Annotated in this window: 14 protein-coding genes; 3 read left to right on the top strand and 11 right to left on the bottom strand. The window is 65.6% G+C overall.

Annotated features, from left to right (window positions below):
* Positions 1 to 60: 60 nt before the first annotated feature.
* The 5 genes from ASC78_RS06115 to fhuF all read right to left on the bottom strand — a co-directional run bounded on the left by ASC78_RS06115 (position 61) and on the right by fhuF (position 6,433).
* The gene (locus ASC78_RS06115; protein WP_055797941.1) at positions 61 to 2,262 is read right to left on the bottom strand and encodes a TonB-dependent siderophore receptor; all 2,202 of its coding nucleotides are present in this window, start codon (positions 2,260 to 2,262) and stop codon (positions 61 to 63) included.
* 171 nt (positions 2,263 to 2,433) lie between these two features.
* Complete coding sequence (locus ASC78_RS06120) at positions 2,434 to 3,759, bottom strand: lysine N(6)-hydroxylase/L-ornithine N(5)-oxygenase family protein (RefSeq protein ID WP_055797944.1); 1,326 nt, start codon at positions 3,757 to 3,759, stop codon at positions 2,434 to 2,436.
* 13 nt (positions 3,760 to 3,772) lie between these two features.
* Positions 3,773 to 4,807, bottom strand: coding sequence for a GNAT family N-acetyltransferase (locus ASC78_RS06125; protein ID WP_055797947.1), 1,035 nt, complete (start codon positions 4,805 to 4,807; stop codon positions 3,773 to 3,775).
* Positions 4,804 to 5,655, bottom strand: coding sequence for a formyltransferase family protein (locus ASC78_RS06130; RefSeq protein ID WP_055797950.1), 852 nt, complete (start codon positions 5,653 to 5,655; stop codon positions 4,804 to 4,806). The genes ASC78_RS06125 and ASC78_RS06130 overlap by 4 nt, the downstream gene beginning before the upstream one ends.
* Before the next feature lie 49 nt (positions 5,656 to 5,704).
* Positions 5,705 to 6,433, bottom strand: a complete 729-nt coding sequence (fhuF, locus tag ASC78_RS06135; protein WP_055797952.1) for a siderophore-iron reductase FhuF — start codon at positions 6,431 to 6,433, stop codon at positions 5,705 to 5,707.
* Between the two features lie 151 nt (positions 6,434 to 6,584).
* On the opposite strand from fhuF, the gene ASC78_RS06140 reads away from it, so the two are divergent.
* Both ASC78_RS06140 and ASC78_RS06145 read left to right on the top strand, forming a co-directional pair.
* Positions 6,585 to 8,276, top strand: coding sequence for a cyclic peptide export ABC transporter (locus tag ASC78_RS06140; protein WP_055797955.1), 1,692 nt, complete (start codon positions 6,585 to 6,587; stop codon positions 8,274 to 8,276).
* Between the two features lie 9 nt (positions 8,277 to 8,285).
* On the top strand, positions 8,286 to 8,534 hold the full coding sequence (locus tag ASC78_RS06145; RefSeq protein WP_055797958.1) for a hypothetical protein: 249 nt from the start codon (positions 8,286 to 8,288) through the stop codon (positions 8,532 to 8,534).
* A 12-nt stretch (positions 8,535 to 8,546) separates the two neighbouring features.
* On the opposite strand, the gene ASC78_RS06150 is transcribed toward ASC78_RS06145, so the two are convergent.
* The 4 genes from ASC78_RS06150 to ASC78_RS06165 all read right to left on the bottom strand — a co-directional run bounded on the left by ASC78_RS06150 (position 8,547) and on the right by ASC78_RS06165 (position 11,209).
* Positions 8,547 to 8,762, bottom strand: a complete 216-nt coding sequence (locus tag ASC78_RS06150) for a hypothetical protein (RefSeq protein ID WP_055797961.1) — start codon at positions 8,760 to 8,762, stop codon at positions 8,547 to 8,549.
* Between the two features lie 10 nt (positions 8,763 to 8,772).
* Positions 8,773 to 9,384, bottom strand: coding sequence for an RNA polymerase sigma factor (locus ASC78_RS06155; protein WP_055797964.1), 612 nt, complete (start codon positions 9,382 to 9,384; stop codon positions 8,773 to 8,775).
* Positions 9,385 to 9,635: 251 nt separating this feature from the next.
* Positions 9,636 to 10,340: a glutathione S-transferase N-terminal domain-containing protein gene (locus ASC78_RS06160; RefSeq protein ID WP_055797966.1), complete on the bottom strand. Its 705-nt coding sequence runs from the start codon at positions 10,338 to 10,340 to the stop codon at positions 9,636 to 9,638.
* Between the two features lie 29 nt (positions 10,341 to 10,369).
* On the bottom strand, positions 10,370 to 11,209 hold the full coding sequence (locus ASC78_RS06165; RefSeq protein WP_055797969.1) for a hypothetical protein: 840 nt from the start codon (positions 11,207 to 11,209) through the stop codon (positions 10,370 to 10,372).
* A gap of 219 nt (positions 11,210 to 11,428) precedes the next feature.
* On the opposite strand from ASC78_RS06165, the gene ASC78_RS06170 reads away from it, so the two are divergent.
* Entirely contained in the window at positions 11,429 to 12,082 is a 654-nt protein-coding gene (locus ASC78_RS06170) for a DUF1345 domain-containing protein (protein WP_055798289.1), read from the top strand.
* Here the strand turns inward: ASC78_RS06170 and ASC78_RS06175 are convergent.
* The gene (locus tag ASC78_RS06175) at positions 12,057 to 13,028 is read right to left on the bottom strand and encodes a DMT family transporter (RefSeq protein ID WP_055797972.1); all 972 of its coding nucleotides are present in this window, start codon (positions 13,026 to 13,028) and stop codon (positions 12,057 to 12,059) included. The two genes, ASC78_RS06170 and ASC78_RS06175, sit on opposite strands and share 26 nt — an antisense overlap.
* Positions 13,029 to 13,064: 36 nt before the next feature.
* Entirely contained in the window at positions 13,065 to 13,559 is a 495-nt protein-coding gene (locus ASC78_RS06180) for a methylated-DNA--[protein]-cysteine S-methyltransferase (RefSeq protein WP_055797975.1), read from the bottom strand.
* Position 13,560: the final 1 nt, after the last annotated feature.

Genomic DNA, 13,560 nt, shown 5'->3' on the forward strand with positions numbered 1-13,560 from the left:
AGACGAAAAAAAAGCCGGATGCCCGCGAGGGCATCCGGCTTTTGCTCTGGAGCGCCGCGCTTACCAGCGGTAGGTAGCCGTCGCCACCGCCGTGCGCTGTGTGCCCAGGTAGCAATAAGCGTAGGCGCAATTCGCGACGTAGGTCTTGTTGGTCAGGTTGCGCAGGTTCAGCGCCAGCGTCCAGCGGTCGATGTCGTAGCCGATCATCGCGTCGAGCAGCGTGTACGACGGCACCTTGGCCGGCGCGACCACTTCTCCGTCGCCATGGGTCGAGCCGTTGAAGCGCGCGCCCACGCCCACCTTCAGGCCGTTGCTGAAGCGGTAGTCCGCCCACACCGACAGGCGATTGCGCGGAACCGACATCGACTGCTTGCCGATCTCCTCGACCCGGCTGCTGGCCGTGACGATGGCGCGCGGCGTGTAGGCGTACGAGGCCGTGAGGTTCAGGCGCGGCATGAGCTCGGTGGTGGCCTCGAGTTCGAGGCCGCGCACCGAGATCTCGCCCGTCTGCTTGGGCATGAAGCTCGCATCGAAGGTGATGTAGTTCTTGCGGCGCAGGTCGAAGATGGCCGCGCTGTAGAGCGACTTGCCGCCCGGCGGCTGGTAGCGGATGCCGGCCTCGTATTGGCGGCCGCTTTCCGGCTTGAAGGGCGTCTTGGTGGCGGGATCGAGCGCGCCAATGGGCGCGAACGATTCGGAGTAGCTCAGATAGGGTGCGAGTCCGTTCGGCGCCAGGTAGACGAGGCCCGCGCGCTTGGTGAACTTGTGCTCAGAAATGCGCTGCGTGGTGCCGTCGAGCCGGCTGTAGTTGCTGCTCTGCGCCGTGTCGTAGCGCCCGCCCAGCGTGAGCGACCAGCGGTCGCCCCACTTGATCTGGTCTTGCACGTAGATGCCGGTCTGCGCCAGCCGGTTCACGCCGTTGACGTACGGGGCGGGAAGGTCGATGGCGCCGCCGTAGACGGGGGCATAGATGTCGAGCAGCGGCGCGCCGACGATGCTGCTGAACGTGTACTGGTCGATGCGAGTGCGCTGGTAGTCCAGCCCCACCAGCACCTTGTGCTGCCAGTCGCCCGATCGCAGGTCGGCCTGCAACTGGTTGTCCATGGTGAGCGAGGTCGTGCTTTCCTGGCTGCCGAAGACGCCGCGGTTCAGGTATCGGTAGTTGGCGGGGCTGAGCGCATTGGCGGGATCCATGACCGCGAAGCTCGGCGACTGCAGGGTCCGGTAATCGACTTCGAGCTTGCCGTAGCGCAGCTTCTGGCGCGCGGTGAAGGTGTCGTTGAAGCGATGCTCCAGCTGGTAGCCGATCATCTTCTGGTCGTGGTTGAAGTGATCGAAGCTCGGGTCGGCGACGTTCAGGTCGCTCGGAATGAAGGTGCCGATGCGCGTCGGCTTCAGCGAGCCCTCGACGGGCCGGATCCGGCTGTAGGCGCCTGCGCGGTTCTTTTGGTACTGGGCCAGCAGCGTGAAGGTGGTGTCGCTCGAGGGCTTCCAGGTGATCGAAGGCGCGATGTAGGTGCGGTCGTCGCGCGAGTTGCCTCCGGGCAGCTGGGCGTCGCGCAGCACGCCGGTAATGCGGTAGAGCACCTTGCCTTCCGCATCGAGCGCGCCAGAGAAGTCGCCGGCCACCTGGCGGCGGGCATCGTTACCGTACTGCAGCTGGATCTCGCGCAGCGGCTCCGCCGTGGGCAGCTTGCTCGCGATGTTGACCACGCCGCCCGGACTCGCCATGCCGTAGAGCACCGAGGTCGGGCCGCGCAGCACTTCGATGCGCTCGCTGCCGTAGTTCTCGGTCTTCCAGACGCCCCAGGTGCCGTTGTTGCGCAGTGGCAGGCCGTCCAGGTAGAAGCCGGGCGCATAGCCGTCGAATCCGCGGATCGCGATCCAGTCGTAGCGCGAATCGGCGCCGAACGGGGCGATGGCGACGCCCGGCGTATAGCCAAGCGCATCCTTGACGGTGGTGGCGCCGATGGCGTCCATGCGGTCGGCCGTGATGACCGAGATCGACTGCGGCGTCTCCACGATCGGCGTGTCGGTCTTGCTGCCGGCCGTGCTGCGCTTGGCCAGGTAGCCGTTGACGTGGCCGGTGGCGGATTCTTCCGTGGTGGCGTTCACGGTGATCGCGGGCAGGGTCGGGTCTGCGGGACGCGGCTGCTGTCCCGTGGCTTGCGCCGAGGCGCTCACGCTGCAAAGTGAAAAGGCTGTGCCGAAAGCCGCGGCAAGCGCGGTATTCAATAGACGTTGACGGGGCAGGGGACGCATAAGGTTGATGACTCCAGGGTGCTTGAATACGACGTGTTCACGTTTCGGCGCCCAAAGCGGCCGATGCCGGCGCCTTGGTGCTTCCATACATGAGACGTTTGACTTAAAAAAAAGGAGACAGCGGGCTGTCTCCTTTCTTTCTGCCTACCCTCCCCGGGGGCAAGGACCTGCCTAGGCGCGGACCGGTTGGCGCTCGCGGAGGGCGCTGTTTGCGGCATTGGCCGCCGTCGGCGTGCCCGCCGGAATCGCCTTGAGCAGCGCATTGCCGATCTCGCCCGTGCGCACCGAGGTGACCGACAGCAGCGTGTCGCTCAGCCCGTGCGAAGACTCGCAGGCGCCCTGCAGGAAGATGGCGGGATGGAAGTCCGGCGTGCTGCCGAGGCGGTAGTGGCGATCGACCGAGAAATCTCCAAGATACGGGGCGAGCGGCGTCAGCAGCGCCTTGTGCTGTTCGCGCGCATACCCGGTGGCCAGCACCACGGCGTCGTAGCGCGAGGTGCTGTCGCGGCCGGTGTCCTGGTCGGAGAGGGTGAGGTGGATGCCGTCGACCGTGGCATGCACGCCGCGGATCTCGTGCCGGCGCAAGAAGCGCATGCGCTCCTCCCCGCGGACCTTCTGCTCATAGAACATCTTGAAGATCTGCTGGATCAGGTCGAGGTCGGCCACCGCGTAGTTGGTGTGGCCGAACTCGTCGATCAGTGCGGCGCGCTCGTCCTCGGTCTGGCTGTAGATGTAGTCGGTGAACTCGATGTTGAACACCTCGTTCACGAAGGGGCTGTCGTCGGACGGTCGGATCGAGCGGGACCGCATGATCAGGTCGACCTGCGGCGCGTGCGGCCGGCCCTGCAGGTCCATGAAGATCTCGGCCGCGCTCTGGCCGGCACCGACGATGGCGATTCTTGCGGCGTCGGGCAGGCGGGCCATGTCCCGCAGGTAGCTGCTCGAATGGAACACGCGCGGATCGTCCCTGAGTGGCCCGAAGCCTTCCGGAATGTTGGGCATGCCGCCGATGCTGACGACCAGGTTGCGCGCGAGCCGCTCGGTCACCTGGCCGCTACCGTCGCGCGAGCGCACGCGCAGTAATGAAACCTCGCCGCCGTGAGTTTCCTTTTCGGGCAGCACCTCGAAGACTTCCTCGCCGTACACGCAGGCGTCCTCGAACTGGGCCGCGGCCCAGCCCAGGTAGTCGTTGAACTCGTGGCGGCTGGGGAAGAAGGTCTTCAGGTTGATGAAGTCCTGCAGGCGCTTCTTCTCGTGCAGGTAGTTGATGAAGGTGAAGCGGCTGGTCGGGTTGCGCAGCGTCGCCAGGTCCTTCATGAACGAGATCTGCATGTGCGCCTGGTCCAGCATCATGTCCTTGTGCCAGGCGAAGCCGGCCTGCTTCTCGATGAACATCGCATCGACGCGGCGGCCGTCGCGGCGTTTCTCGTCCAGCGCAATGGCCAGCGCGATGTTCGAAGGGCCGAAGCCGATGCCGATGAGGTCGTGAATCACCATGGCGGTTTTTCCTTTACGCAGAGTGTTGGGCAGGCGTGGCGGCGCCGTCGCTGCGGGGCAGCCACAGGGCGTCGGTGAAATAGCGTTCGCGCAGCATCACCACGAGCAGCGCGCGCTTGTGCGGCAGGTCGAACTCCTTCACCTTGGCGTAGCCGGACTTGTCGAGGTTTCGGATCTGCTGCAGGTGATCAATGCGCGGCTCGCCCACCGCACGCTGGGTGCGCGGGTCGCACAAAAAGATGTAGTGCGAGATCGAGGTGAGCCATGCGGTGGCGAAGGCCTTGCCGCGGAATGCGGGCTCGCCGATCAGCACGTGCCAGCCGCGGTCGTGGTCGGCCACGTCATAAAAAGGCGCGATGCGGCTCTCCTTGGCCCAGTACATCTCGAAGTAGCCGAAGGGCTCGTCGTCGAGGCAGGCGATCATCGAATGCATGTGCGGGTCGCGGTCGATGGCCGAAAGGTACTGGCGGTGCTTGTCGAGGTCGCCTTCTTCCTTCCAGATCACGGCCACGTCGGGGTCGTTCATCCAGCGGTTGAACATCGCGAGGTCGGCCTCGAAGTCGAAGCTGCGAAACGAAAAAGTCTTGCCGAGCCAGGGAATGAAGCGCTGGTAGAGCACGCCGCGCGGTTTGGGCGGTCGCACGGGGTGGCGCTTTCCGTTGCTCAATGCGTATTGAAGCGCGATGGGCGGGTGCACGGTGGGCAGCCAGAGAGAGGGCTGCTGCCACAGCATGTCGCGGCAGGCGAGGGCCTTGCCATCTTCGGCTTGCAGCAACACGCCGGCCTGCACGAGTGCTGCGGCCGGATGGCTCGGGGCCACGGTGCAGGTCTTGTTCGCCGGTTGGTATTCGAACGCGCCTTCGAGCGCCGCGAGCAGATGAGCCGTGGAGGCGTCGCTGCCGTCCACCCACTCAAGCGTGGCGCCCTGGCCGGTCTTCCATAGCGAGCGCGAGCCGTCCTGCGTATTTCGCACGCCGAGCATCTCGCCTTCGCGGGTGATCGCGTGCGGCATGCCGTCCGCATAGGAAACATGGAGAGCGGACGTCATGCGATTCTTTCGGTGAGCGGTTGCCGTTGCTCTGCAAGCAGGGCGAGGCCCTCGTGCAGGGCGGGGAAGAGGCTGTGGTTGAAGTTGTTCCAGCGCAGCTCGAGGATCGTGTCCTCGGATTCGATGGTGGTGCGCAGCGCGTCGTGGATCACCTCGCCGGAGTCGATGCCGTTGTCGACATAGTGCAGCGAGGCGCCCGTCTTGAACAGCGGCGCGACGGCGGTGCTCTCCATCGTTGCCCAGTCGACGATCTTGCGGCCCTGTGCGCCGTGCAGCGCATCGAGCGTGGCGTAGGCGCCGCGGCGTTCGTAGGGGGACTCGATGCGCGTGATGCCCGGATGGATATTGACGATCTTGCGGTGGAACGGTGCGCCGGGCCGCACCAGTTCGTCCAGGATCACGAGCAGCCCGTCGAGCACGACGATATCGGCCTGCAGCGTCAAGAGCTTGTCGAGCAGCGTGCGCTCGAAGCGGCTCTTGCCGGCCACGCGATCGGCCGCATCGAGCGGCAGCCGCCGGTATTCGGAAGGCACCGAATGGAAGATGTCGGTGAGCGTCTTGCCCTGCGTCTTGAGCCCGCTCGGAAAGATCCATCTCTTGCCGGGCTGACACGAGAAGCCGTAGTCCTGCAGCGCGGCCTGGTCGCGCGGCGAGCGCGGGTCGTCGTCGATGACGATGCCTTCGAGCGAATAGGCGTCGCCCAGCGGGGTTTCATCGAGCGCCCGGGCCAGGTACTCGAGCGGGGACGCCATGTAGCGCTGCTCGCCCTTGTACGCAATGTGCTGGCCGGCCTTGTCGGCCGCGGCGTTTCTCAAAGACAGGATGTAGACGAGCTTGGCCTTGGACATAGGTGTGGAATGAATGGATAGAACGAAGACGGAATGCCCCGCAATCTGTTCACCCGAAGCCGCGGTGCTCCGGCGCCAAGGGGCATGCGTTGCAGTGGTGCTCGTGCGGCAACAGGTAGTTGAGGCAGCACTCTCGGTGCAGCTTCACGGGTGCATTGCGCAGGCGGCCGTGCAGCGGATTGGCGCGAAGGTCGCGCGGCCATGTCGCGGTGTGAAGCAGCAGCTGTCGGTCGTGTGCAATCGATGGCGCGCGGTCTGTTGCGGCCAGCGCCACGTCGAACACCGGTTCCATGAGCCGCACGGTGTTGCTCCAGAGGATCTTGGGCGCGAGCCGCGTGAGGTCGCAGAGAGCTGCAAAGAGTGGGGCGAGGTGCTGCCACAGCAGCGGTTCATAGCGCTCGGCGGCATCGGCCCCATGTTGCGATTGGCCCGGGTGCCGGATGTGAAAGCCGACCGGGCCGCCGTGCGCATCCAGCCGCACCCAGGTGTGTTCCGCCGCAATGGGAAACACATGCCGCAGCATGCTGGCCGCGGCCATCACGGGCGGCAACAGCATAGCGATGTATTCGAGGCTCCACGCGGATGCGACAGGGCGCCAATCGGCGCCGCTGACACCTCGGTAGCGCGCGTTGCGTTGCAGCACGTCGGCGAGCAGCGCGGGTGACCGTGCGAGTTCCGCCACGCGCACCGCATCGGCGGGCACCGTGTCCGCGCATTGCAACTTCTCGCCATGCGCGGCCAGATCGCCCTGGAACAACGGCTCCAGCAGCGGGATCATGGGTCGGCGTTCGGCGGGGTCATGCCTTCAAGACGGATTGGCGCGGCGGCTGTTCATGTGGCGCCGCGCTGAACATTGCCGAGGCTCAGCCGTCTAGGCAGTAGGTGGCACGAAGCCACCGCTGTCGCCCCCGGGCGGAAAGAGCCTTTGCATGACAACTACCACCACAGGCAACGGCGCCGAGATCGGGCGCCTGCTGAAACCCTTTCTTCCGTGGATCGTGCTGTCCGCGGTCACGGGCGTCGGCGCCGGGGCCGCCACGGTCGCGCTGCTCGGCACCATCAACCGGGTGCTCAACCAGCCCGGCGGGCTGGCGGGGGGCCTGTTGCTGACCTTCATCGGCCTGTGCGGCGTGGCGCTGTTCGGGCGCATGGCGTCGGACGTGTCGACCAACTTCGTCGGGCAGCGTTTGGTGGCCCAGGTGCGCAAGAGCCTGGCGCAGAAGATTCTCTCGGCGCCCATCGATGCGCTGGAGCGCTACCGCACGCACCGCCTTATGCCGGTGCTGTCGCAGGACGTGGACATGATCAGCGACGTGGCGTTTGCATTGTCGGGAACGCTGATTGCGCTGGCCGTGGCGCTGGGCTGCCTGAGCTACCTCGCGTTTCTTTCGCTGCCGTTGTTCGGCCTGATGCTGGTGGCGCTGGTGATCGGCATCACCGTGCAGCTCATGGCGCAGATCCGCGGCGAGGCCGGGTTCTGGAAGGCGCGCGAACAGGAAGACCAATTGCACAAGGCCTACCGCGCCATCAGCGAAGGCGCGAAGGAGCTGCGCATGCACCGCACGCGCCGCACGCGCATGTTCGCGGGGCAGATCGAGCGCATCGTCGACACCATCCGCGTGGTCAACGGGCGTGCGATCAACACCTACGTGATTGCGACCGCTTTCGGCTCGGCACTGTTCTTTCTGCTGATCGCGCTGATCCTGGGCTGGGCGGCGTTCCGCACGACCGAGCCCGCGGTGGTCAGCGGCTTCGTGCTGGTGCTGCTGTTCCTCAAGGGGCCGCTGGACCAGATCGCGCTCACCTTGCCCGGCGTGGGCCGCGCCAAGGTCGCCTTCCAGCGCATCGGCGACCTGTCGGCACGCTTTGCCACGCCAGAGCCGCACCTGCACCTGGAGCGCGCGTCCAACGGCGTGATCCTGAAGAACGAGATCGGCATGCGCGGCGTGCGCTACGCCTTCGATGCGCCCGATGGCGGCGAGGCCTTCACGCTCGGGCCGATCGACCTGCAGCTGCGCCGCGGCGAGATGGTGTTCGTGGTGGGCGACAACGGCTCCGGCAAGACCACGCTGATCAAGCTGCTGCTCGGTCTCTATGCGCCGCAGGCGGGCGAAGTGCTGATCGACGGTTCGGTCGTGAAGCCCGAGGGCCGCGACGACTACCGCCAGCTCTTCACCACGGTGTTCTCGGACTTCTACCTGTTCGAAGATCTGGTGGCGGGCGAAGAGAGCGAGGGCGGTGCCGGCATGGAGGTGCTGCCCGAAACGGCCCTGCCGTATCTCGAACGGCTGGAGATCGCCCACAAGGTGAGCCTGAAGAACGGCGCGTTCAGCACCACCGACCTCTCGACCGGCCAGCGCAAGCGGCTGGCGCTGGTGCACGCGTACCTCGAAGGCCGGCCCGTGCTGGTGTTCGACGAGTGGGCCGCCGACCAGGACCCGACCTTCCGCCACCTCTTCTACACCGAGCTCTTGCCCGAACTGCGTGCCAAGGGCCACCTGCTGGTGGTGATCTCGCACGACGACCGCTACTTTCACCTGGCCGATCGCGTCATCAAGATGCATGCGGGCAAGATCGCGGAAGACAGGGTGCGCGAATCGCGGGAAAGCCTCGCCGCGTGAAGGAGGGGAATGAAAGACAAGACCCACAAGAGCCGGCCGCCCGATGGCCCCGCCTTCAACGTCGCCTGGACGCTCTTTTGCACGCTGCATGACGAGCCCTCGCCGGAACGTGCGGAGCAACTCGTACGCTGGCTCGGCGTCGATCCCGAAAATATCAGCGCGCTGGACGACGTGCTGACCCTGTGGGCGTTGACCGGGGCTGCGCTCATGAAGCCTGCGCTGGAGGAGGCGCGGCATGAAGAGAAGCGCCTGCAGTGAAGGGTTGCGGCGCTACTTCCGAAAGTCGCGCCACTCGGCTGCGATGCCGCCAAGGGCATCCCAGCGCCGCCGTGCTTCCTGGGCGGCGGCCGCATGTTCGGTTGACCTGCTGCGCCACCGGGCCAAGGCCAGGCGCGCGGCAACCGCGGCGTCGTGCGGCGCGCTTTCGCTCTCGACGATGAGCGCGAGCGCGCGTTCGATGAGCTTTTCGTCCGGCGCGCTTGCCACGATGCGCCGCTCAGGCGAAGTCTTCGGCCAGCTTCGCGTCGAAGCCCGTGCGGTTGGAGACGGTCGTCTGTTCGATCAGTTCCGAGCGAAGCCGGGCGAACACGCGCGAGCAGTCGATGGCCGCGCGCAGCAGATGCTTGGCCACGGCCATCTCGGTGATGTTCAGTTGCTGGGCGATCTCGGCGCGCGTGTGTCCGTAGGCGCGAAACAGCAGGAACACTTCGCGCCGGCGGGGCGGCAGCGTCTCCAGCGTCTCGACCACGCGCGCCAGGACCTGCTGCTGCGACGCGATGAATTCGCAGGATGGCGCCGTCTGGCGCGAGCCGACGCTGAAATGCGAGCTGACCCAGTCCTGCGCCACCTTGCGCCGGCGGGCGTCGTCCACGCACAGGTTGCGCGCCACCCGAAACAACAGGGCGCGCGGCGACTCGATGCCGCCTGGCGTGCCGTCCGATGCCGTATCGATGCGGATGTCGTGGTTCAACTTGAGCGCGTGCGCATACACCCGCTCGAAGCTCGACTGCGCGATGTCCGCCGCGTAGTGGGGGTCCCGCAGGTCGCGCGTCAGCTGACGGCGCAAGTCCGCATAGTGAGCCACGAGTTCCTGGACGAGGTCGCGCATCCGATCGCCTTCTTGCAAGCTTTCGCAGTGGTGGTTCCCGGGCCGGTCACCGGCGCAATCTGCGGGGTGACTCGGTACTTTGAATAAGAATTATTCTTATTGAAGTGTAACCTTAACCGCTGCTGAACGAGGCGGGAAAGGATGCGGGAACCGTCAGCGCGTGCCCTGAAAAAGACACTCGGCCAGAAAATGAGTAGTTCTGTTTTCGGCTGAGCGGCGGAGCCTCCCAGCCGAAGAAGTCAGGCCGGAAATCAGACCCGCTTGGGGATGCTCAGGCCCTTCACGACGGCGGGCCGCGCCACGAAGGCTTCGATCGTGCGCGCCACGTTCTTGAACTCGCTGAAGCCCACGAGCTCGCCCGCTTCGTAGAAGCCGATCAGGTTGCGCACCCACGGGAAGATGGCGATGTCCGCGATGGTGTAGGTGTCGCCCATCACCCAGTTGCGGCCATCAAGACGCTTGTCGAGCACGCCGAGCAGCCGCTTTGCTTCGGCGACGTAGCGGTCGCGCGGACGCTTGTCTTCATAGTCCTTGCCCGCGAACTTGTTGAAGAAGCCGAGCTGGCCGAACATGGGGCCGATGCCGCCCATCTGGAACATGAGCCACTGAATGGTTTCGTAGCGGCCCGCGGCATCCTGCGGAATGAACCGGCCGGTCTTGTCGGCCAGGTAGAGAAGAATCGCGCCCGACTCGAACAACGCGAGCGGCTTGCCGCCGGGCCCGTCGGGATCGAGGATGGCGGGGATCTTGTTGTTCGGGCTGAGCGACAGAAACTCCGGCGACATCTGGTCGTGGGTTTCGAAGCTCACCAGGTGCGGCTCATAGGGGAGGCCGGTTTCTTCCAGCATGATCGACACCTTCACCCCGTTGGGCGTGGGCAGCGAATAGAGCTGCAGCCGGTCAGGGTGGAGTGCGGGCCATTTCTGGGTGATGGGAAAGCGGGACAGGTCGGTCATGGGCTCAGTGTAGGTCGGTCGCCGAAGACTCAGAACCTAGCCTTGACGAAGGCCGACGGCCCGTTCAGCTTGACCTTGACGCGGGTTTCCGCCGTACTGGTTTCACGCGCCATGTCGATGTGGGTGGCGCCATAGGCCAGCACCAGGCCGACGTTCTTTACCGGGAACCACTCCACGCCGGCGGAGGCGTTGTAGATGCTGCCGTGAAAGCGGCCGCCGCCCTTGCGCACGCCGGAGAAGTCGGCAAAAAGACGCAGGTCGGGACTGATGGCATGCCGCACGCCGACTTCGAGCAGTGGCGCAACGGCGTTGTCGCTCGAGTCTTCGTTCAATGTGCGGATGCGTCCGTTCACCGCGACGTTGGCGTTGGTGGCGACGCCGATGTTGTAGTAGGCCGCGCCCGCACCCAGGCCGAACACCGTGTTGCCCGAGCCGAGCCACCACTTGTACGAGAGCTTCGCGAAGTCGAGCTTCACGTTGAGGTTGGCATTGCCCACCGCGCTGACCGTACCGAAGCCGCCGAAGGACTCGTTGCCCCCGGCCTGGCCGAAGTAATCGCGCTTGTAGCGGTAGTAGTCGAACGAGAGGCCGTGACTGTCGCCGATGAGCAGGTCGGCCGTGACGCGCGGCATGGTCACGCGGCCAGGCTCGAGGTCGCGCGTGCGCAGCGCACCGTACGGCGAGCTGACCGTCGCATTGAATTTGGGATCGGCGCTGTAGGCTCCCACCGAAAAGCTGAAACGATCGAGCGCGGGCGACGGTTCGGCGAAGGCCAATGCGGGCGCAAAGAAAAACCCGACACCGGCCAGTGCGCCCAGCTTCGTCAACCGTGCGGGGCTGGCGAGCGGGCGGGAGCGGAGCAACAGCATGAGGAGGTCCTTAAGAGAGAAGAGAAGAGGACAAAAAAGCCTCGGCTCGACACGCAATTTTTATGCGCGCAAAGCGCCAGGCGGCGGCTCCCTTTTGATGACTGAGAAGTTATAGCGCAGCTTTAAAACGCCCATGCGTCGATTTGCCGCTTTGCGTGTAAGACGATGTTGAAGCATGCATTGGCAAGCCTGAAAAAGTATTCAAGCTAAGCTTTGAAGATGCGCAAACATCTTTCTGTGACCACCGGTCCGCAGCGTCTTCTCTATGCCGGCGTGGCGGGCCTCGTCGTCGCGGCCATCGCTTGGCCTCTCGATGGCATGGCGCGCGGACTTGCGGGCTGGTGCACCAACTGCGTGGTGTTCCTCGTGCTCACATGGTGGCTGGCCGATACTTTCGATGCACAGCAGACCCGCGAGCGCGCGCAATCGCTCGATCAACCCAATGTGGTGATATTGGTATCGATGCTGGTGGCCATTGGTGCGAGCGTGGTGGCCATCGCGATGCTGCTCCAGCAGGTCAAGCTGATGAGCGGGCCGGTGCGCGCAGGGCATATCGCGCTGGGGCTGGTGGCCCTGGTGGGCTCGTGGCTCATGATGCACACGATCTACGCCTTTCACTACGCGCACCGCTATTACATCGACCAGCGCGACGGTTCGCCCGACGGCGGGCTGGATTTTCCGGGCAAGCAGGAGCCGGACTATTTCGACTTTCTCTACTACGCCTACGTCGTCGGCATGACCACGCAGGTGTCCGACGTCCAGGCCACGTCGCGGGAGATGCGCCGCATCACGCTGGTGCACAGCGTGCTGGCCTTCGCCTTCAACATGCTGGTGCTCGCGCTGTCCGTCAACGTGGTCGCGGCGGCGATGTAGCGGCCGGCGAGCCCGCGCCCGGCCACAGCTTCACGAGGCCGGTGGACAGCGCCACGCCGCAGACGATGACGGCCGCGCAGATCAGCATCCATTGCGTGATGTTCTCGCCAAGGAACACCGCGCCATAGAACACCGCGAACACCGGCACCAGGAAAGTCACCGTGAGCGCGCGCGCCGGACCCGCATTGGCGATGAGCCGGAAGAACAGGATGTACGCCAGGCCCGTGCACGCCACGCCCAGCGCAAGCAACGCCAGCCATGCGCGCAGGCTCGGCATCTGCGTGGGCCAGAACCACAGCGCGGGCAGCGCGAGGAACAGCGTGGCGCCGATCTGGCTGCCGGTGGCCGTGGCCAATGCGGGCACACCGCCCAGGTAGCGCCGCGTGGCGCTGGCCGCCACACCGTAGCTCGCGCAGGCGCCCAAACAGGCGAGCACGGCCCACAGCGCGGCATTGCCGTCCGCATCGGCGTGCAGGCCCGCACTGCGGCTCGCCAGCATGGCCACGCCCGCAAAGCCGATGATGAGGCCGACGATGCGCGAGCCATCGGGCCGGTCGCGAAACCAGGCCCATGCCACCAGCGCGCCGAACATTGGCACTGTGGCGTTGAGCACCGCCGCCAGGCCGCTGTTGATGGTCAGGAGTGCGAAGCAGAAGAGCGCGAAGGGTATGCCGGAGTTCAGCACGCCGATGGCCATCGATGCCTTCCAGTGCTGCCCCAGCGCCGGGCCATGGCCGCGCAGGAACAAGAGCGGCAGCAAGAACAGCGTGGCCACCGCCACACGCACCGCGGCCGCCGGCAGGGCACCGAACTCGGCCGCGCCGATACGCATGAAAAGAAAGGATGCGCCCCAGAGCGCGCCCAGCAAAATGAGGTCGAGGAGCCACGCCTTGGGCTTGGTCGAAGGCGTGGTCGCGGGGGTGTTGTCTTTCGTTTTCGTGCTCATACGTTCTCGATGGTGCGCATCGCCCTGGAAGCGGCTCTACTTCGATTCCAGCTCCAGGAGCGCGGTCTTGCGATGAAGCCCGCCAGCGTAACCGGTCAGCGATCCGTCCGCACCCAGCACGCGGTGGCAGGGCACGATCACGCTGATCGGGTTGCGCCCCACGGCCGCGCCCACTGCGCGCACCGCGGTTGGGTTGCCCACGTTGGCGCTCAATGCGCCATAGGTCATGGTCTTGCCCGCCGGTATGGCGAGCAACGCCTGCCATACGCTCTGCTGGAACGCGGTGCCGTGCGAGAGATCGAGCTTCACGTCGAAGGTGTCGCGCTTGCCGGCGAAATAATCGCGCAGCTGTGCGCCGGCTTCGACCAGCGCGGGATGGTCGTCCCGGGTCTGCCAGCCGGTGGTGTCGGGCCAATGACGCTGCTGGTCGAACCATACGCCCGCCAGGCCTTCGTCGGTGGCTGCCATCGTGATGCCGCCGAGCGGCGTATCGATGGTCGATGTGTAGATGACTTTGCTCTTGAACTTCATG

Source organism: Variovorax sp. Root318D1 (assembly GCF_001424835.1).
Classification (GTDB): Bacteria; Pseudomonadota; Gammaproteobacteria; order Burkholderiales; family Burkholderiaceae_C; genus Variovorax.